This is a genomic window from Spirosoma terrae (assembly GCF_010435915.1).
Taxonomy (GTDB): Bacteria; Bacteroidota; Bacteroidia; order Cytophagales; family Spirosomataceae; genus Spirosoma; species Spirosoma terrae.
This window is the reverse complement of record NZ_JAAFZH010000014.1, coordinates 127,254-147,698: the sequence shown is the minus strand read 5'-3', so window position 1 is coordinate 147,698 and position 20,445 is coordinate 127,254. Positions and strand designations below refer to the sequence as shown.

15 protein-coding genes are annotated in these 20,445 nt (G+C 39.8%); 2 read left to right on the top strand and 13 right to left on the bottom strand.

Annotated elements, in window-relative coordinates; genetic code table 11:
* Window positions 1–6: 6 nt before the first annotated feature.
* From GK108_RS24170 to GK108_RS24160, 3 genes are read right to left on the bottom strand one after another with little or no spacing between them, the layout of a single operon-like run.
* The gene (locus GK108_RS24170; protein ID WP_163954029.1) at window positions 7–558 is read right to left on the bottom strand and encodes an NADH-quinone oxidoreductase subunit J family protein; all 552 of its coding nucleotides are present in this window, start codon (window positions 556–558) and stop codon (window positions 7–9) included.
* A 33-nt stretch (window positions 559–591) separates the two neighbouring features.
* Complete coding sequence (locus GK108_RS24165) at window positions 592–2,100, bottom strand: 4Fe-4S dicluster domain-containing protein (protein WP_163954027.1); 1,509 nt, start codon at window positions 2,098–2,100, stop codon at window positions 592–594.
* 51 nt (window positions 2,101–2,151) lie between these two features.
* A complete protein-coding gene (locus GK108_RS24160) occupies window positions 2,152–4,560 on the bottom strand; it encodes an alpha-ketoacid dehydrogenase subunit alpha/beta (RefSeq protein WP_163954025.1) in 2,409 nt (802 codons plus the stop codon).
* A gap of 243 nt (window positions 4,561–4,803) precedes the next feature.
* On the opposite strand from GK108_RS24160, the gene GK108_RS24155 reads away from it, so the two are divergent.
* On the top strand, window positions 4,804–5,244 hold the full coding sequence (locus GK108_RS24155) for a DUF1573 domain-containing protein (RefSeq protein WP_163954023.1): 441 nt from the start codon (window positions 4,804–4,806) through the stop codon (window positions 5,242–5,244).
* A gap of 161 nt (window positions 5,245–5,405) precedes the next feature.
* Here GK108_RS24155 and GK108_RS24150 read toward each other — a convergent pair whose 3' ends face one another.
* From GK108_RS24150 to GK108_RS24115, 8 genes are all read right to left on the bottom strand, one after another.
* On the bottom strand, window positions 5,406–6,293 hold the full coding sequence (locus GK108_RS24150; protein WP_246225150.1) for an alpha/beta hydrolase: 888 nt from the start codon (window positions 6,291–6,293) through the stop codon (window positions 5,406–5,408).
* Window positions 6,294–6,391: 98 nt separating this feature from the next.
* On the bottom strand, window positions 6,392–7,642 hold the full coding sequence (locus tag GK108_RS24145; RefSeq protein ID WP_394366286.1) for a serine hydrolase domain-containing protein: 1,251 nt from the start codon (window positions 7,640–7,642) through the stop codon (window positions 6,392–6,394).
* Window positions 7,643–7,766: 124 nt separating this feature from the next.
* Window positions 7,767–9,305, bottom strand: a complete 1,539-nt coding sequence (locus GK108_RS24140) for a capsule assembly Wzi family protein (protein WP_163954019.1) — start codon at window positions 9,303–9,305, stop codon at window positions 7,767–7,769.
* A gap of 35 nt (window positions 9,306–9,340) precedes the next feature.
* Window positions 9,341–10,720, bottom strand: coding sequence for a sugar transferase (locus GK108_RS24135; RefSeq protein WP_163954016.1), 1,380 nt, complete (start codon window positions 10,718–10,720; stop codon window positions 9,341–9,343).
* 175 nt (window positions 10,721–10,895) lie between these two features.
* Window positions 10,896–12,422, bottom strand: a complete 1,527-nt coding sequence (locus GK108_RS24130) for a capsule assembly Wzi family protein (RefSeq protein WP_163954015.1) — start codon at window positions 12,420–12,422, stop codon at window positions 10,896–10,898.
* A gap of 51 nt (window positions 12,423–12,473) precedes the next feature.
* Window positions 12,474–13,622 carry a glycosyltransferase gene (locus GK108_RS24125; RefSeq protein WP_246225148.1) on the bottom strand — a complete coding sequence of 383 codons (1,149 nt, stop codon included), beginning with the start codon at window positions 13,620–13,622 and terminating at the stop codon, window positions 12,474–12,476.
* A 90-nt stretch (window positions 13,623–13,712) separates the two neighbouring features.
* Window positions 13,713–14,237 carry a T9SS type A sorting domain-containing protein gene (locus tag GK108_RS24120; protein WP_163954013.1) on the bottom strand — a complete coding sequence of 175 codons (525 nt, stop codon included), beginning with the start codon at window positions 14,235–14,237 and terminating at the stop codon, window positions 13,713–13,715.
* Window position 14,238: 1 nt separating this feature from the next.
* Window positions 14,239–16,191: a beta strand repeat-containing protein gene (locus GK108_RS24115; protein WP_246225146.1), complete on the bottom strand. Its 1,953-nt coding sequence runs from the start codon at window positions 16,189–16,191 to the stop codon at window positions 14,239–14,241.
* 385 nt (window positions 16,192–16,576) lie between these two features.
* On the opposite strand from GK108_RS24115, the gene GK108_RS24110 reads away from it, so the two are divergent.
* Window positions 16,577–18,361, top strand: coding sequence for a glycosyl hydrolase family 28-related protein (locus tag GK108_RS24110; RefSeq protein ID WP_163954011.1), 1,785 nt, complete (start codon window positions 16,577–16,579; stop codon window positions 18,359–18,361).
* 4 nt (window positions 18,362–18,365) lie between these two features.
* Here GK108_RS24110 and GK108_RS24105 read toward each other — a convergent pair whose 3' ends face one another.
* Both GK108_RS24105 and GK108_RS24100 read right to left on the bottom strand, forming a co-directional pair.
* Window positions 18,366–19,031, bottom strand: coding sequence for a class I SAM-dependent methyltransferase (locus GK108_RS24105; RefSeq protein ID WP_163954010.1), 666 nt, complete (start codon window positions 19,029–19,031; stop codon window positions 18,366–18,368).
* Window positions 19,032–19,081: 50 nt separating this feature from the next.
* Complete coding sequence (locus GK108_RS24100) at window positions 19,082–20,428, bottom strand: O-antigen polymerase (RefSeq protein WP_163954008.1); 1,347 nt, start codon at window positions 20,426–20,428, stop codon at window positions 19,082–19,084.
* Between the last annotated feature and the right edge of the window lie 17 nt (window positions 20,429–20,445).

Genomic DNA, 20,445 nt, shown 5'->3' with positions numbered 1-20,445 from the left:
CGTTCCTTATTTCTGTAAACTTCCCTTCTTTCCTAGAGGGCTAGCCAGATACGTAGCGCCTACCAGTGCGGCCAACAACAGGATTCCTACTATCTCGAATGGCAGGACATATTCTGTCATGAGTTGCTTCCCAATAGTATTGACGGTTGACTGCCAGCCAGCTGGTCTGGAAAAAAGCGTAAACCTTGCTTTAGAGAGTAGCTTATATAGAGCAAAAAATAAACCTCCAGATACAGCAATAGCAATTAAACCAGAATAGGCCCCCGCCCTATTCAAGGCAGGAATTTTGTTGGGAGAGAGATTACTGGCCTCAGCCGGTGTTGTTGTTTTGCTCGTCAACATTACGCCAAAGACTACTAATACCAAAACCCCTCCTACATAAATCATAATTTGGGCAATTGCCAGGAAATCGGCGCTGGCTAATACAAAAAGGCCAGCTACACACAGTAACGTCAACAGCAGAAAAAAAGCAGCATAAAGTACGTTACGTGTCAATAACACAGCCAGAGCACTACCAACCGTCAGCAAAGCAAAGCTGTAAAAGGCTATCTGAATCACGAAATTTTAGCGTTAAGAATTAAGCCAATTTAGCTACTCGTCCGTTTCTGATTTTGGAGGAGCTGGTTTTGGCTTCATTGTTGGACGAAATACGGGTTTAGGAGCACCTCCTACTTGTGTTTCCTGGCTCTGTGCCGATGAGTTGGGGATTTCCTTTTGTTCATCAGGTATTACAGTCTCATTTTTCGGCTTCATGGTTGGCCGAAAAGCGGGCTTTGGTTTTACAGGCTCCACAACCGGATCTGTAGCCTTTTCGACTGGCGTAACGGATTCTTTTGATTCCTGTTCTGGCTCAGGCTTATTGGCAGCCGAGTCCACCTTCGGTTTCATAGTTGGCCGGAATGCCCCTTTGGGCTTAGAAGCTTCTGCTACGTCTCCCTTCTTGGTTTCGGCTACTACGTCTGCTGTGGGCTTATTGGATTCCGTATCTGACGGCTGAGCCGCTTTTGGCTTCATCGTCGGACGAAACCCTGGCTTAGGGTTTGGAGCCGCCAATTTTCCAGGTGCTTCATCGGTTTTTATTACCTCATCCCTTATACCCTGCTTTTGAATCTCTTCAAGAGCAGTAGCACTCTCGGGTTCAGCAGTTTTCGGCTTCATGGTTGGCCGGAATGCAGCTGGTATTTTTGGAGCAGACGTACTAGTTTCTGTTTCTAAAGATGCTACGTCGCTATCAGGGGTCGGTTCTTTTTCAGGCGAGTTCTCCTGATGGCTAACTGGAGCATCAGGAACAATCGTTGACGGCTTCTTCGTGGGTCTAAATACAGGGTGCTTTTTCGCTTCCAAACCACCCTGAGCAATTTGCTGCATTTCATCGGGCGTAGCATCCGTCAGGGGGTGCTCCACCGAAGATTCACTGCTAGCAGGTTTATTGACCGGTAACGATGGTTTAGCTCCTGGCCTAAATACAGGCTTTGGCTTCCCCGCTGGTGTAGTAGGCTGTGCCGTTGATTGAGCATCAGCCTTGGCCGCAATTTGAGCCGCTTTCTGCTCTTCTTTCTCGCGAAGAAATTGCTCGTATGCCGATCTTTTTTCGTCTGCTTGTTCCGGCGTAAGATTAGAAAACTGATACGTTAGTTCACCCAGCTCGAATTCGCTATAATCGAACTTCTTGTCCATAGTCAGACATTCCGTTGGGCAAACGACAGTGCAGAGTCCACAATAGCAGCACTTTGCCATATCAATGTCGAACGTAGCAGCATATAGGCGAATAGGCGATCCATCTGATGCACGGCCAACTTCTTCCGTCGCTTTGATAGCATCAATTGTAATACAATCGACGGGGCAAACTTTAGCACATTTATCGCAAACGATGCAATCATCGATTTCATTACGTAATCGATATCGGCCGTTATCAGGAATAGGTAACTGCTCGTGCGGGTATTGAAGTGTTACCAGGCCATTTTGCTGGTCGAAATAAGTTGCATCGGCGATTCCCTGGGGCGTTCGGCGGTGAGTTGCGTTTTTCAGATGACGCAACGTTATACTTAGCCCTTTTAGAGTTGTCCGTATGCCGGCTCGAATATCTTTAAAATAAGACATTGTTTAGATGAAAGGCCCAAAGAGTCAAGGATTTAACTCTTCATAGTTTCGCTATAAAGGCGGAAAGCGATCTGGCTCGCACTCACTCATGATTGCATAAGCCACATCTACTACGTCGTCAACACTTGGCTTTGAAAAATAATCCCCGTCAGAACCATAAGGAGGCCGGTGTGCTTTAGCAGATATTGTTTTAGGCGGTGAATCTAAATAACGATACGCCTGCTGCTCTTCCACAACTTGCTGCATCATGTAGGCTGAAGCTCCTCCTGGCACATCCTCATCGGCAAAAATGACCCGGTTCGTTTTCTTGATCGACTCTACAATCAAGTGATGAACGTCAAATGGGAGTAACGATTGTACATCTATTACGTCAAGATGAATGCCTAGTTCCGCCAGTTGATAAGCCGCTTCCATAACAATGCGACACATCGACCCATAGGTTACTACGGTAATATCTGAACCAACCCGAATTAGTTCAGGTACCCCAAGCGGCACACAGAATTCATCAAGGTTATCGGGAAGCCTCTCTTTTAATCGATACCCATTCAGACATTCGATCACCAATCCTGGATCATCGCCCTTTATAAGCGTATTATAAAAGCCAGCGGCCTGAGTCATGTTACGTGGTACAAGGATATGCAAGCCACGTAAACTGCCTAACATGGCACTCAATGGAGAGCCAGAATGCCAGATTCCTTCAAGACGATGTCCACGCGTACGAATAATAACGGGTGCTTTTTGTCCGCCTTTCGTTCGATAGAGGAGCGTGGCTAAATCGTCTGTGAGCGTTGCTAATGCGTAGTAGATATAATCGAAGTACTGAATCTCTACAATAGGTTTCAGGCCACGCATGGCCAGACCAATTCCCTGGCCAATAATGGTCGTCTCACGAATACCGGTATCGGTAATTCGAATTTCACCGTATTTGTCCTGAAGTCCGGCAAAACCCTGATTAACATCACCAATTTTACCAACATCTTCACCTAAGGCAACAACACGGGCATCGCGAGCAAACAAATTATCGAAATATCGCTGCATGATTAGATATCCATCCATAACAGCAGATTCTTCCGTGTAATGGGCAGGAGTACCTTTTATCAACATCGGCGATTCTGGCGAATGGCTATACAGATACGAATTATACCGATCCTCATTTTCGTAGTTAGTTCGCTCGAGCCATTCTTTCAGCAGTTGCCGTCCGTTGCCCGTATCATGTCGAAGCACCCGTATGGCTCCTCGAATGGCCGTTGTTGCATCTCGACGTAATGGATAATACGTTTTGCGCAACTCCTCTCGAATAGCCATTAACTCTGAGGCTTTCGAATTATGCCGAGCAACCTGCTGAAGTAAAGCTACAGCCTCTTCGAAATCATCTTTCATCGATTGCTCAAAAGCGCTCCATGCTTCTGTGCGCGCTTTTTTTGCCGTTTGTTTCGCTCCTGCCTCTATACTATCCAGTTCGTCATCAGTAGCGTACCCGTTTTCTAATATCCACTTTCGGAAAGTAAGATTGCAATCATGAGCCGCTTCCCACGCCAAACGTTCTTTTGACTTATATCGCTCATGGGAGCCCGATGAAGAATGGCCTTGCGGCTGGGTCAGTTCCTGAACGTGAACGAGGACCGGGACATGCTCTTCACGGCAAATGCGAGCGGCCTGCTGATACGTTTCTAGTAACGCAACGTAGTCCCACCCTTTTACAGTAAAAATTTCAATTCCTTTATCGTCCTGGTTTTCCCGCTGTAATCCGGCCAGCGCTTTTGAGATGCTTCCTTTGGCTGTCTGGTATTCAACAGGAACAGAAATACCATACCCATCGTCCCAAACAGACATCAGTAATGGAACCTGTAGTACAGCAGCCGCATTCATCGTTTCCCAGAACATCCCCTGAGACGTCGATGCATCGCCAATAGTAGCAAATATTATTTCATTACCATGATCAGAGAAGCTGGTCATACCCTGCAATTGCTCATTCTGCCGGAAAAGCTTTGAGGCATAAGCTAGTCCTAGTGAGCGAGGTATTTGCCCGGCGGTTGGCGAAATGTCACAGACAGAGTTAAACATTTCTGTTTGGTTACGCCATAATCCATTTTCGTCGAGCCACCTTGTCGCATAGTGTCCATTCATTGACCGGCCAGCCGTATTGGGATCGGCAGCCAAATCCGTATGGGCATACAACTGCGCGAAAAATTCTCGCCAACGTAGTTCGCCAAGGGCGGCAACAAAGGTTTGATCGCGATAATATCCAGACCGAAAATCCCCCCGACGGAAAGCAGTCGCAGCCGCAATCTGGACAAGTTCTTTACCATCACCGAATATGCCGAACTTAGCCCGCCCACCCATAACATCGCGCCTTCCTAACAAGCTAACCTGTCGGCTTTCGGAAGCCATTTGGTAATCTGATAGGATTTTTTCGCGAGTCAGAATATCGGTTAAGCGGAGTTGATCGTTTGCTATCACAGCAGAGCTTCGGGTTGAAAGATTCTACATTTAGTTTCGTTGATGAGTTTGTTTAACGTCATTCATACAGACGTTAAGCAAAAGTAAATTTAAAGCAAAACAACCCAGCTTTCAAAAAAACGATTTTTTCTGTTTCTTTGTTAAGCCAACAACCGACGAGTACTATTTGGCAAACTCTTTGCATGGGTACGTAATTGTAAGGTGTCTCAATAAAACAACCAAACCATAATTCCGTTTAGTCCAATGAAAAAGTTTTTTTCACTTTTCGTAGCTTTATTTGTGTTCGTCGCAGTTGGCTACGCCCAGAAAGGAGTCATGAAGTTCTCGACCGAAACGCATGACTTCGGTAAAGTTGAGCAAGGTAAGCCAGTTACTCACGTATTTGAATTCAAAAATACGGGCGCTGACCCAGTTGTTATCAACGATGCTGTTGCTTCCTGTGGTTGCACCAAACCAAACTGGACCCGCGAACCGATAATGCCGGGCAAAACGGGTACTGTATCAGCTACGTATAACGCAGCTGCCGCTGGCCCATTCAACAAATCGGTAACGGTTACTTCCAATGCTGAAGCCGGTCAGGTTGTTTTATATCTAAAAGGCGAAGTTGTTACGCAAAAAGAAGCGGCTGCTGTGGCTTCTCCAGCTTCTACTGATAAAAACAAAGACAAGAAAAAATCACGTTAACACGCTGAAGGGTTAATAGTGTGGTCAAGAAAGGCATCAGGTAGTTTACCGGATGCTTTTTTTTGTTTAGGCCAAATGCTCAATTAGAAAGTACCAATAGCTATAAAAAGCCTGATTCAAGGAGGGCTTTTTTATAGCTATTAATGCTCCCAGTATATTTCCTAGTTTGTCGCTGTAATTGATTTTAGCCAGGCTCTGCACGCTTCCGGCCATGTATTCAGTGAACCAAATTTTGCCGTACGTAGCCCGTACCCATGCCCCCCCTGCGGATACAAATGCATTTCGGCCGAAACATTATTTTTCAGACAGGCTAAATAAAAGCTTATACTATTTTCTACGGGAACAGCCTTGTCATCTTCAGAGTGTACTAAAAAAGTCGGTGGCGTCTGATTACTAACCTGCAATTCGTTAGAATAATAAGCAACCATGTCGGGAGACGTATTGAGTTTGCCCAGTAATTTATCTCGAGAACCTGTATGCGCTTTCTCTCCAAACGTTATAACAGGATATAGTAAAATCGCGAAATTCGGCTTGGCCAGATCACTGGCTTTGGCGCCACGATGATAATGTGTAGCCAGAGTTGAAGCTAAATGACCACCCGCCGAAAATCCCATCACCCCTATTTTTTCAGGATTAATACGATACTTGGCCGCATTCTGCCTAATAATGGTCATTCCCTGCATGGCATCCAATAATGGTACCTCCTGCTGATTAGTCATTATTTTATCGTTCGGAAGCCTGTATTTTAGAACAAAGGCTGTTACGCCAATCTCATTAAACCATTTTGCAACATCTTCTCCTTCGTGTCCTGAGGCTAAAATAGAATAACCGCCACCGGGACAAATCATTACACAAACGCCATTAGCTTTGTCTTTAGGTGGTAAATAGGCCGTGAGAGTAGGCACCGATACGTTACTAATTCGCATAATCCCGTCGCTGCCAGGATCAGCCTTTTCATCAAGTTTGACACCAGCAATGGCATTAGGAATAGCATTGTCAGGCCATAATTTTACAACTTCCTGCGACTGAGCAGTTTCTGTTAGTAACATAATTGTAGAAATCGCGATAAGGACAGACTTCATATATATAAATCAATTGAACAGATTTAAACGTAAAAAAGAAAAGCCGACCCTAGGGCCGGCTCTACTCATATTTCTACGTCGGTATCTTCTGCCGAGTTATCTCTGTTCTGTCCTCCATGTAAAATATCGACAAGTTCTTTTACTCTGTAGACCGTTTTATTATACTTATTGCCTAACATGATAATTACGTATTCGTCTTTGGGACTAAACCAGAACATCGTATTATAGCCTTTCCACCAGCCAGAGTGGTAAATAAATTCCGGCTGATTGTTTTCGTCCAACATCATACGAAAGCCATAACCGTAATTTTTGGCTCCTTTCTTCTCAAAGCTACGTGGTATGAACGCTTCCTGCAATGTTTTCTGCTGAAGGACACAATTACCATTTAGTGCACGATACCATCGGAACAAGTCACCGATGGTTGAATAAATGCCTTTATCGCCTACTACATCATCATAGTAATCTTTAGGAATACGTCTGTTCCATTGGTAGCCAGCTGTTTTATTACGATTGAATAAATCATTCTTAGTAGTCGCAACAAACGTATTATTCATTCCCAGCGGCTTGAAAATAGCCGATTGAATATATGACTCGTAGCTTTTACCCGTTACCTTTTCAATAACGGAGGCCAGCACCATATAATTGGTATTGCTGTAACTGAAGCCTTTTCCGGGAATATTATAGGCGTGGGGAGTTGGCTTTACTGTGGCAAACCAGTGCATAATTGTTGCATTGGTTGGATAAGGTTTTTCTTTCTTATAAAAATTCACCTTCATACTATCATCGAAGGCATATTGATAATTCGGTAATCCACTCCGATGGCTTAAAAGCTGGCGAATTGTAATTCCGTGATAAGGAAAATCAGGGTAGAATTTCTGTATCGTATCCTCAAAAGAAAGTTTACCGATTTCGATTAGCTTCAGCGTGCCAACCGCAGTGAATGTCTTAGATAACGATGCCAGCTGAAATTTTGAATCCTCTACCAACGTATCGCGTTCGCTACGTTCAAAATGGCCTAAGCCAAAACAATGCTTGTAAAGGATCATTCCTTTCTGAGCAACAAGCACATTCCCATTAAATCCTTCCCGGACTTTTTGCTGGAAAATACGTTCAATTTGTTCGCTTTTACGCTCAGCATTGATCTGCTGTCGAATGGCGGTTTGTTCGTCTGGAGTAAGAACTTGTTCATCGGCACAGTTACGTAACGCTTTGGCCGATTTATTTAATTGTCTATCCGTGTTTTGCCCACACGAAATAATGAAGTACAAAAGCGTAAATACACTAACCAGACTGCCCACTCGCTTCATCCGCACCATCCTAACTCAAAACTTATTTACTCAGTTATCTTAACTTCTGTCAAAATTAAAAATTAGCCGCTTACACAACATATGGATTACCAGAAAACTGAGGGCACGGTTATAAATTGTAGAAATAAAAGCCCTACCAACGATGATTAGCTTTCTTTGGTACAGTAGGCTTCTTTTGAGTTGACCCTTGCTGACCACCTAAAACACCTGCTTTTCGTAAGCTTATATAACCTCCAACGCTATTAGGCAGCAATTCGCCTGAGTCAACAGCCAAAGATCCTGTCAACGTAGTACCACCAAGCATATTGACAGGTACAGCAAGCGTTAATAAGCCCGAAAACTGACGCGGTAATGTTATCAAGGGAGTATCATACGTACCGGCATTGATACTGTACGAAAGCCGAGTCGTTAAATCCACTTTGTCAAACAGTAAAGCAGCCATGCCAATATGGAAAGCACTAACGCGATTATTAGCAATAGCGGGATTATAGTTTAATAACTTAGGATTTAATTCTGTAACTGGCGTTAGAAAAGGAGTTCCAATTGTTCGGCCAAAATAGGTCCATCCATCAATAAATTGGCTGTGATTAAAATAATTATCGCGACCTCGTCTGGCAGGGTCATCAATCACAAAATCTGGCCCACCCTGGCTTCCTGTAAACAGGTACTCAAATGTAAATTGGCGCAGAAAGAAAGCTGCTCCTGAAGGAGAGTTTGTGTTTTTTATCCGTACCCCGTTTAGGCCGTCTTCGATATTGGTCCCATAGAATAACGAACCATCATCATATAGAAACTGCCGATAAAGGTACAAGTTCCAAGTATCAAAGCTAACATCAGCCGCAATATCAAGAGAGCCCAAGTGATTGCCAATGCGGTTATCTTCGAAAGAGGTTAGGTTGCTATCGGTTAAGTAATCATTACCACGCGTTCCTAAAACCACGTTTGGATAATAACGAAGACTCGAAGGCAGCTTTCCATCAGCCGCTACAGCTGGTCCAATCACACCAGGTTCTGCATATCCCCCCCAAATTACTTGGTGATTAAACCCACCATAAAAACGTATTCTCCAATTTGGCTTACCTAAGCGTAGATAAAAGTATTTTTGGTGCAGGTACGATCCTTTTATCAAACGATCTGAATTTTCGAACCAACCGTGTGCCCAGGCCCCTACCACCGATACAACTCCTTTTGTAAACGGGATTGGCGTAAAAGTTGGCAGACCAATTTGTATTTTGGGGATTGGAAGCGCATTGCCTGACCAGGCATAGGCTCCGGTAGTGAGTAACGTATCAACAAGTCCTACGATCTCTTTACGTCGTCCACCATATAGTTCGAAAGCTCCGAGCCTTCCTTTAACGTAAGCCTCTGACAATAATAATTGATTGGTTTGGCATGCGTTCGCTACTACGTTTACGCCATAGCCCCAATCTGCCTTTGGCCGATAGCCAGTACTATCAGATCGATAATCGGAGTTGAGATTTAGATTAAAACGTGCTCCCGAAGAATGTAACGGAACGGTTCCGTACTGATTAGCTCGTAACCAAAAAGGAGTTCGATCAGAAGAAGAGATCCCTCCTGCTTCTACTGCATATTGGTTTGTCCGCTGGCCGTAAGAAGGAGAAATAGCAATCCATAAGAAGAACAGGCAACTACAAACGAAAGTAATTCTCATAGATTGATAACAAATCGATGGGCACTAATGTACTGTCATTTACCACGGCCTTGCATCATCACACGCACGGTTTGAGCAATAATCCACATATCAAACATGAATGATCGACGTTCTGGATACATCAAATCATAACGTAAACGCTGTACCATTTCTTCAATACTAGAAGCATAGCCAAACTTAATTTGTCCGATTGATGTAATGCCTGGTTTGACCTTTAGAAGATTTTTATACTCCGGGGCTACTTCAACGATTTGGTCAATAAAAAACTGACGCTCAGGACGTGGTCCAACCACAGACATATCACCCCGAAGAACATTGTAGAACTGAGGTAACTCATCTAGACGCGTCTGACGCATAAAACGCCCCCAGGGCGTAATGCGGCTGTCACGATCTCCTGCCGATAAAGCTGGGCCACTTTGTTCCGAATTAATATACATACTCCGGAACTTGTAGATTAGGAACGGCTTGCCATCTCTTCCAATACGTTCTTGGGCATATAGAATTGGGCCTTTCGAGCTTAAACGAGTGAACAGCGCCACAAGAAGAAAGAATGGGGCGCCAAGGCTTAACACACTAAACGAAAAAAGAATATCGAATCCACGTTTTAGCGTATTAACACGAAAGTCTGCCAGCACCTGTGGTGACAAATTCAATACTGGCAGAAAATCATGGTATTCAACCGAAGCTCCTTTAGCTAAAAAGCCCCTAAAATCAACAAGTAGCTTCACCTGATAGTCGACATTTTCGGCTCCGTCAACAATGTGGCGCAATCTATTGTTGTCAATATAAGGCATACAACAATAAACGCAATCAATATGATTAACTTTGACATATTCTAGCAGATCGCTATAGCTCCCTCTTAATAAATCGGATGTTTCATCATTCGGCTCATCAAAATAGCCATAAAAATGAAATCCCATTTCAGGATGGGCGTCGTAAAAACCTCGAATCGTTGTTGCCAGTTTTCCGTATCCTACAACAATATAACGTCGATTATTATAGCCACGGGCCCGATATTCTTTCAGAAATATCAGCCCTCCTACTCGAAAAGCAATGCCTAAAACCGCAAACAATCCATAGGCAATAACCAGATGCTCACGCGAATAATAATACCCTTTAACGGCAACCCAATAAACGGCAATGATGGCTATATGAAGGGCCATTAAAAGCAACATTTTCTTGATTAAATGATCTGCTTTAAATAGTTGCCGAGGGAATATATAAGGCTTGAATAGTATAATTTCTGCCAACCAAACCAAATTAAAAACCCACCACAGCGTTGCATAAGGTGTCTCAAAAACAGGGTCGATGGTTCCAAATTTTATTCCATAAGCGCCCACGAAGCCAATATTCAGGCTCAAAAAATCAACAAAAATATGAAGAGGGAATAGTAATATGGAATAACGATGCCTCATATTTCAATTGGCTTCACAGTGTGGCTTTCTAGCAATACGAACCGAATTGATACGACTAAGATAGTGCCAAATACAAGCCCCACATCTTAAAATTATCCTACGGTTGGCTTATTTGCCTTGCAATGTAATAATTTTTATCCTATTTGTTGACATACCATTCTAAAAGAAGCTTTATTTAATCTTGCCAGCTTTTCTTTAAGCTAATATAGGCTCCTACACCGTTTTGGTAAAGTGTTCCAATATCGGTAGCGATGTTACCACTTAATTGAATACCGCCTAAAATATCTAAAGGCGCCACCAAGCTAGCATACCCAGAAAATTGGTTCCGGACTGGTGAATATGGGTTATCATACGTACCTAAATTACGGCTAAACGATAATTTGACCTGGTACGAAATTGGAGCATCTAATAAGCTTCCCTGAATGGGCAAACTCCCAGCCAGCCCTACATGAAAAACATAAACTCGATTATTGGCAGTAAACGTACCATACGGATATTGATTTTGCGGTCCCAAGGCAGGGGGGATAAAAGGAGTTCCTATTCCATGCTGACGGTATGCCCAACCATCGCGATATTGTTGATGATTAAAATAATCATCTTTCCCGCGTTTATCGGGATCATCAAAAACGAACACAGGCCCGCCCTGACTGGTTGTATTTAAAAATTCAAATAGAATATCACGTACTATTGCCCTCTGGTCGTTACGTCTTATCCGAATCCCGTTTAAGCCATCAGCGATATTAATCAGATAAAATAAGGACCCATCTTCGTACAGATTCTGTCTGTATAGATAGAGTGTATGGCGAACAAGATCAATCTCAGCGGCTACGTCAACCGACCCTAAATGATTACCAACCCGATTTGTCAAATCAAAAAAAGTATATTGCTGAGGGTCAGTACGGCCTTTATTAATAGTTGTTACAACGTAAAAGTAATTCAATAACCCATTTGGTAACTTACCGCCCACGGGGAGCACCCCTGGAATCCCTGTTCGGTCTGTTGCCTGGCCTCCCCAAACAGCCTGATGATTTAATCCACCGTACAAACGTAGAAAATCACGCTCACGACCAAAACGAAGGTACAAGGACTTCTGATGAAGCATGGTATTTTGTATATACCCTTTAGCATCTAAATAACCATGAGCAAACGTTCCCTGTACAGCTACCCATCCTTTCGTAAAACCAATAGGCGTGAATACTGGTATCGAAATTTGTATTTTAGGGATAGGCATTGCATTGCCTGACCAAGCATAAGAACCTGTTGATAAGGTTGAGTCGGCCAAACCAAACTTCTCCCGTTGGCGGCCAATATACGCTTCAAAAATACCTCTACGTATCTTTATGTATGCTTCTGGCAACAATACGCTCTTTTCATATGGCAAGCGGTTTGATGTGGCATTAGCGACCACATTCATCCCGTAACTCACATCATACTCTGAATTCCTCCATTTACCTGTACTTTTTCGGGTAGTATCATAACCACTATAAATTCCTACCCTGAAGGTTAAAACTGGCGATTGGTTTGGAACAATACCATACTGATTGGCCCGTAACCAAAAAGGTGTTTCTGTCGATGAAGATAGATAGGTACCTATTTCTGCATTGTATTCGCTGGGGTGCCTTATAACCTGAGCCTGTACAGATCTAGTTAAACCAACACAAATACTTATAATGAAGTATAAAAAATTGTGAGAAAAACGCATCGCGTATTGATAATAGAGCAAAAGACATTTACAATAATAATGCCCCCTACTCTATTTTATTGCTACCATTTTAGTTTTCCGATGTTGTGCATACTTTTCTAGCACAAATGCCCGAATCTGAGCAATAAATTTTGTTTCATCAAATTTTCGAGCATGAGCCTGTATAAATTCGGGATCGAATTGTTCCTCTATGCTCTCGAACTCTTTTACTGCTTCTATAAGATCATTGACTGTCTGCCCCCTGAAAAATACTGCCGTTGCCTTCTCAGGTTTATTTTTCAGAGGAATTTGCGTTGCCAAGACTCCTCCTGCTCCATAAGCAATCACCGGCCGACCGGCTGCATTGGCTTCTAATGGTGTAATCCCGTAATCTTCGTGTTGCGGAAAAATAAAGGCTTTACAATTGGCATATACTCCTGCAAGTTCCTGTGTTGACAAACCGCTCAAAAATTTCACATTACTTTTAGCTCGTACTTTTATTTCATCTGCCTGTAGACCTTTACCAACAACGACTAGCGGATACCCCAACTCGTTAAAAGCATCTATGACTAAATCGACTTTTTTATAGTACTCTAATCGAGAAACTACCAGATAGTAGGATTTAGGCTCGTTGCTCACAAAGAAATTAGCAGTATTAACGGGAGGGTTTATAATATTTATCTCATTTTTTACCTGATAGGCTACCCGTAATCTTTCCCTTGTTTCTTCGGTCATAGCGACAAAATAATCAGGGCGCTGTGCCGCCCTAAAATCAATTGCACGCATTTTTTCTACTACGTAATCAAAGACTTGCCGGCGAATACCTTGGGAGTTCTGATACTGGGCATAAGACATGGGGTCCCAGGCCAGCCGAAATGGCGTAAAACTGTAACTAATGACTAAAGTATCAGGTCTTAATTTAACGTATTTTGCACAATGCGTACCAGACATCAACACAACATCAAACTCCGTCAAGTCATGTGACTGCATAGCCCAAATGCCCAGTGGAAAAAACAGTTTTTTCATCGTATCATCTGTTTTTGCAATCTGTTGCAGCCAGGTTGTACGAATATCGCACGACTTAAATTCTGGAAAGGTTAATTCTGGTCTATAGCACTGAGTATATATAGGTGCATCTGGAAAAGCCTTATGAAAACAAAGGGCCACTTGCTCACCGCCTGCCCTACACATTAGCCCATCCTGTACTAAAGCAATCTTCATAATTATAATAATCCCAAAAATTTGATAGGCAAAATTAGATAAGCATTCCTTTAACATCAAAAGGCCTGCATGAAGCAGGCCTTTTGATGTTTATTTTTTGATAATCCGATTACTAATTTGCTGGCGGTCGGTACTCAAGACTGGGATATAAGTTCCTGGCGAATGATGATCAGCTTTCCACTCTATAGCATGTTTACCAGCTTCTTGCTGACTATTTTCCAGCAATCGTTCAACAATTTGCCCTTTTACATCCACTACATATAAATTGACCCTTCCAGCTTCAGGCAGTATGAAATCAATTGTGGTCGATTGTTCAAAGGGATTCGGAAAGGCAGTCAGTTGCAAATCGCTTTCAGCTACATTTCGAATATGTGCAGTAAATACGGAACCTTGTTTTGCCTGAAAACCTGGCAACAGCTCCACAGACTGCCCAGCCCGGTATTCGACTGTAGTTTTTGCCAATACAGTACTAACAGCTTCAATCCGCTCAATAGCCTTTTCAACATAAGCCTGATTAGGCTCGTATACTATTTTGATGTAACGCTGTCGATTCGCATCCTGCCCGAAAACAGTAATAGTTACAAAGAAACCAAGTATGGTAAATATATATCGCATGTTATTTTCGGTTTGAGTGCTTTAAAGCATTGATTTGTTTTTCCATGCGTACAGCCTTACGCTTAAGCAACTCATTCTCTTTTTTTAACTGGATCATGTAAAGGGTAAGCTCCTCAACCTTTTCCAACAACTTGGCATCCATTTTACCTACATCTACACCTTCTTTAACGACTTCCTCAGCCGATGGAACTCCTGGTAAATGTTGATTAGATTTTATATACGACTCAACCTCAGACAAGCTTCGGAGTTTATAGTTGGCGTCGAATACTTTATCTGACCAATCATTGGTCGACTTAATCGCAACCTTGACTTTCTCGGTTAAAATACCATCTGCTACGTAAAGACGGTATCCAGCAGGAGTTTGCGTTATTCCAGATCCGATAACAACACCGCCATCATTTGCATTTTGTAAGTTTTCTCCTTCCTGTACCCATAAATCATTTGCTCCCTCACGCGCACCACTAGGACCAGTAGCACCAAGTACTACGTCACCCTGATCATTTACTGTCAGGAATTTAGTCTGATTAAGAAGTGTGGCGGTATTTGTACGCTTTAGATTAGTAAAACGAAGACCACTATTTCCATCCGTCCCGTGTGTGATTTCCAGCTTGGCATTAGGGGCAGTGTTACCGATTCCTACATTGACAGAATTTCCGAGGATAAGTGCATTACTAGATGTTACTTTCGCATTTGCTCCTAATGCAGTGGCATTATTTAAATTAGACGCTGAAGATGGTACTCCAGCTCCATTTCCAATAAAAGTATTAAGACTGCCTGTTTGATTTTCAAAGCCTGCACTTGGCCCTAAAAAAACATTATTACTTCCTTGTGTATTATAATACCCAGTCTGTTCACCAATAAAAAGATTAGTACTGCCTGAGCTATTGGACATACCGGCACGATTACCTAAAAATGTATTATTATTACCATTCACATTATAATACCCGGTTTGCGTACCTAAAAATAAATTATTACCTCCAGATTGGTTTTGATTTCCTGCTTGTGTACCAATAAACACATTTAAAGCTCCTGTAGTATTACTAACCCCAGAATTAGATCCAATAAATGTATTATTACTCCCTTGCGTATTTGCTAAACCAGTACCGACGCCTAAAAAGGTATTTCCAACACCAGAACTGTTAGCAGATCCTGCCAAAAAGCCAATAAATAGATTAGATTGACCAGAAGTATTACTATAGCCCGCCCGTGTTCCAATAAAGGTATTCTGATAACCTGTTACGTTCTGATAACCAGTCAGATACCCAACAAATGTATTGCTCGATGCTGAAATATTGGCCTGACCAGAATAGGTACCTAAAAATGTATTTTCAACTCCACTAGTGTTTACTTGTCCAGCTTTCGCTCCTATAAACGTATTTCCACTACCTGCTGTATTAGCAGCACCAGAAAGAGAACCGATGAATACATTTAAATTTCCAGAAATATTTCCACCACCAGCATCTGCACCTAAAAAGGTATTGTCAGTCCCTTCTTTATTAGCATAACCAGCCCCAGAGCCATAAAAAGAATTATTATTACCTATTGTATTGAAATAACCCGATCGGTAACCAATAAATGAATTGTTGTAGCCAACAGTATTAGTATATCCAGAGCCAGAACCGATAAATGTATTATTATTGCCTGAGGTATTTCCATATCCAGCACTGTAACCCATAAATGCATTATTTTGACCAGAATTATTCTGATTGCCAGCAGAAGCGCCCAAAAAAGCATTTTGAGTACCAGACATATTTCCTATCCCGGTTCCTCTACCAACAAAAAGGTTACTTGCTCCACTCATATTAAGATTACCTGCACCTACTCCTATAAGTGTGTTGTCAGATCCGGGAGTTATGGAAGAGGGTGAAGTAGCTACATAGTTGGTCTGAGCTTTAACCTGAGATTCAAATGCTAGTGGAACTAATAAAGCAAAATATAGTAGATTTCTTTTCATGTTACAAAAGTCTAACTTATAAGCTAAATACAAAATAATCTACAAACTCAAAAAAGTTTATGACTATATGGCCTTGCCAATGTATAAATTATTTTTATACATTACAAAGCTTTGATATTATCTATCTATTGATGTTACATTACGGTCAGAAAAAGCACCAGGAGATAGTATTTGTACACACAAAAGATAATAAAGTACACTAATTATTAAATGCAATAGCATAAAAAACACCTAGACAACATACTCATGTATACCAAAAGGATATTTCACAAACAAAACTAACTTATAGTTAACAGAATTATAATTTACGGAAAACATCTTATGTCAGCTGGAGTTTCTTTGTAAATTAAGAAAATAACAGCTATTTAATAAGACCAGACTTACCATGCCAATAGTCTTAATTCACGATAGTACGATAAACAAGAATAAATCATTATCTACTGAAAATAGATACGAAGAAAATTTTGATATTAGAAATTTATTTACCTTCAAAGAAATTTCTAATGAGAAAAAAAAATCTCCTGATCAATCACAAGGAATCAATGTAAAAAATTATGGGGCAAAGGGAAATGGAATAGCCGATGATAGTTATGCCATCCAAAAGGCTATAGATCATGCATATATTTCTGGGAAAAAGATTGTTATAGTACCAAAAGGTAATTACAGAATTACCAAGACTATTACTGTAAAAAAGGGAGTAACCCTACAAGGAAGCCCTAAAATTCCATTTAAAGCTGCATTCGGATTAGACTTTGCTTTACTATCAATCGATTTCAATAAAAATAATTTAAACGCCCCTGCAATAAAAATAGAAATGAGCGCCGGTATAAAAGGTTTTTCATTTTATTGGCCTCAACAATCAAAAAGTTCTTTAACTCCTATTAAATATGGATGGGCAATAACAACCTCAAATGAATCATCTGGGGCAGATAACATCCAAATTGAAGATATAATGCTAACAAACTGTTATAACGGTATTAATATTGATAATGGTGGTCAATTAAATATAAGAAATATTTTTGGCCAAGCATTCAATATTGGTATCCGTGCTGATAAATTATACGATGTCAGTCGGTTAGAAAATATACATTTTTGGGATTTTTGGGCAACTGAAGGCACGAACGCTAAAAAGTATATACAAAAAAATGGTGAAGCGTTATTGATTGGACGTGTCGATGGGCTACAAGCAACAAATATATTCGCTTATGGCCATAAAAGCGTTTTACATTTTACTGACTTTGGTAATGGCTCTGCATGGGCACAACTAAATAATATTACAGCAGATGTCTGTGATATACCAATACAAATAGACAAAGTGAATATATTACAGTTGAATAACGTTAATGGAACAGTATATGACAAAAAAACAGGAAATAGTTTTATAGAAACAAGTGAGAATATAATTGGTGAAGTTAGTATTACTAATTTAAATGCGTACTTACCTCAAACTGTTATAAACATAAAATCAAAAACAGGAATATTTAAATTAACAAATATAACAGCAAGAAAAAGAGGAATTGATCATTTTGATGTATTTCAGTATAAAATAATTAACCAATCAAGTGCAAAAGTTTTTATAGATGAAGCTGACTATAATGAGATTTCAGGTAATATTCAAATTGGAACAAATATAAAATTTTCTAAAGATAAAGATATTACTAAATCTATAGAAAATTTTCAGTTTCCTCATAAATGGGCTAATAATTCAGGAAGGGTTATTCCAATAGTTAATGGTAGTAAATTTAATCTTAAAGGAGGAATCGAAGTAGTAAGACTACCAATCCCCCAGTTTATAAGTGAACAAGCGGGAATATATATTATTGAGTGTGACATTAGGCTAAATAACCCAAACAACTTAAATGCTGACGGCCAATTTTATCTTCGTATAACTGACTATACTATTAATGACGTTATTTTACCTGGTAGCCCAATTAATGGTTTTTTTAATCAGAAAACTAAATTAAGTATAGCTTTTATTGTAAGAAAGCCTGGTCTATATTTCGATTTTGTTTACGGGAATAATAGTAATCCAAATCCTTGTAGTATTGAAATTACTAACTTGAAAATGTACCTTATGGAAAAGCACAACACAACTAGAACGATAATTGACTGGTTGCAAATTAAGCAGCCTAATGAGCTAAAATTAGCTCTTCCAGATAATTTAAAATAAACATTTAAACAGCGGCAACAACAGCATATTGTTGATATTCCATATCTTCCAAAAAATTAAACAACAATGTATTCAGAATTTTGAAATTCCTATATCCTTTAATATTTATTTCTTTAATTGAATTAATACCATCAAGTGCTTTAATTTGGTAACCAGATTCTATAAACATACGCTGTGTACTTTTTTTAGTAAAAAACCTCAAATGAGTCTTATCAAAAATACCTGCATTTGTATACTGGAAATCTTTTTGAAGAATTATATGATACATAGCATCAAAGAATCTTATATTTGGGATAGAGGCTACAATAACGCCATTTTTTTTCAAAAAACTCTTGCAAAGATTCAATGCTTCAAATGGATTAGGTAGATGCTCTAGGACGTCATTAAATATTATACAGTCGAATTTTTGACCAAAAAAGTTAACACCATCTTCAAAAAAACCGTTAAAAACTTTATCTAGTACTAAATCGGCTCTTTCGGAGGATTGTTTATCTGGCTCTATCCCCCAGACAATACAATTCAATTTCTTTTTTATAGCATTACCAAATTCACCACTACTACAACCGACATCAAGTATAATAGTTGCATCACTAGGAATATATTTTAACATTTCGAGCCGTGCATGCAAATAGTAGCTAGTCTCCTTCTCATTATATTCTTTCTCTAACATGGAAAAGTTTTATTTATTGGTTTGTAACTAAATCAATTATGTTAATAATTTCAAGAATTGGCATTTATATGGCTTATTAAATACAATATCACTAATAGAAATATTGTAATATAAAATCCCCAAAACCCTGCAGAGACAGTAAAATAAGAAATGAAACTAGAATATATTAGTACACTACCGGCTCTAATTACATTACCATTTGATGAAAATCGTTTTGTTAGAACGTCTAATCTTCTTTGAATATATCCCCACATTATACCAAAAGCTATTACGCCTATTAGTCCAAAATTTATATACATCTCTCCAAACATACCCATTCTAAGACCTGGATGAGTAGATGCATCTAAACCAGCAGTATTAACTGTTATTTTACCTATTCCATAAAGATCACGAATAGGGTATAGGGAAGAAGGGATAAAAGATACTATTGCAGCAAAATAACTAAGCCCCCAATACAAGTCCCCATTCCAATAACCTAAAACCCAACTAAAATCACGTATATCAGAAAAAGTATTTCCATAAAATATTTCAGGCAAAAAAGCTTGCGCAGCGATTTCAAAGTTTAGATCATACCCTTTATTACTATTTCTAATAAAAGAAAGGCCCATAACAATAATTAAAGTAAAAAATATGGTTAACAAAACCTTAGAAATAGGTAAATAACCATTCTTTTTATATATTACATACAATACACCAAAGCTTAAGCTATTTAATATTAATGGTGCGCGGACTCCCAAAAAAAATCCGAATAAAATTAATGTTGAAAATAAAAATAAATCATTTCTCTTTCCATATTGCAATACTCTGGTCGATAAGATATAAAATACTACATCAAACGTAGATAATATAAAAGTATATATTGGAGCATATTTTGTATTAAGCATAAAAAATTCTCTTGGGTTTGTTATCAATCCAGCTGTTGCTATAAAAACCACAAAAGAAAATAAGACAAATATATATATGCAGGCAAAATACCTAGATATTCTCTGGCTCTGAGCTATTTTCAAAAAAAAACGACCTAAAGTATTTGCAAAAAAAGCGATAATAATCTCAAATGCCTTTATTGGACGTTTAATATCATACGCAAATTTACCAATATAAACGCCTGAAAATCCTAATAGAGTTATAATATAAGCTTCATTAACTTTGCTCTCAATTGTATATAGGTTAGAAAGCCCCCATACAGTCCAAATATTTAGTATAGAACTGCTAAAAGGATACATCACTAATACAGGTATAAAGAAAACTAAGAATAGATTGAAATGCCAAAAATCAATATACCTACCAGTTCTTTTATATTCAATATACCATTGCCCTAAGAAAAAGAATATAAGTATAGCATCTAATATCAGTAACCATATATTAAATTTTAATATTCCATCAAACGCTTCTGTCATATTCTGAATATAATTTT

Coding starts and splice junctions, on each gene's coding strand:
- GK108_RS24150 (WP_246225150.1), bottom strand. CDS start 6,293: ATGTTACTAACAGAAACTGCTCAGTCGCAGGAAGTTGTAAAATTATGG.
- GK108_RS24110 (WP_163954011.1), top strand. CDS start 16,577: ATGCCAATAGTCTTAATTCACGATAGTACGATAAACAAGAATAAATCA.
- GK108_RS24125 (WP_246225148.1), bottom strand. CDS start 13,622: ATGAAGATTGCTTTAGTACAGGATGGGCTAATGTGTAGGGCAGGCGGT.
- GK108_RS24135 (WP_163954016.1), bottom strand. CDS start 10,720: ATGAGGCATCGTTATTCCATATTACTATTCCCTCTTCATATTTTTGTT.
- GK108_RS24120 (WP_163954013.1), bottom strand. CDS start 14,237: ATGCGATATATATTTACCATACTTGGTTTCTTTGTAACTATTACTGTT.
- GK108_RS24105 (WP_163954010.1), bottom strand. CDS start 19,031: ATGTTAGAGAAAGAATATAATGAGAAGGAGACTAGCTACTATTTGCAT.
- GK108_RS24155 (WP_163954023.1), top strand. CDS start 4,804: ATGAAAAAGTTTTTTTCACTTTTCGTAGCTTTATTTGTGTTCGTCGCA.
- GK108_RS24130 (WP_163954015.1), bottom strand. CDS start 12,422: ATGCGTTTTTCTCACAATTTTTTATACTTCATTATAAGTATTTGTGTT.
- GK108_RS24145 (WP_394366286.1), bottom strand. CDS start 7,642: ATGGTGCGGATGAAGCGAGTGGGCAGTCTGGTTAGTGTATTTACGCTT.
- GK108_RS24100 (WP_163954008.1), bottom strand. CDS start 20,428: ATGACAGAAGCGTTTGATGGAATATTAAAATTTAATATATGGTTACTG.
- GK108_RS24165 (WP_163954027.1), bottom strand. CDS start 2,100: ATGTCTTATTTTAAAGATATTCGAGCCGGCATACGGACAACTCTAAAA.
- GK108_RS24115 (WP_246225146.1), bottom strand. CDS start 16,191: ATGAAAAGAAATCTACTATATTTTGCTTTATTAGTTCCACTAGCATTT.
- GK108_RS24140 (WP_163954019.1), bottom strand. CDS start 9,305: ATGAGAATTACTTTCGTTTGTAGTTGCCTGTTCTTCTTATGGATTGCT.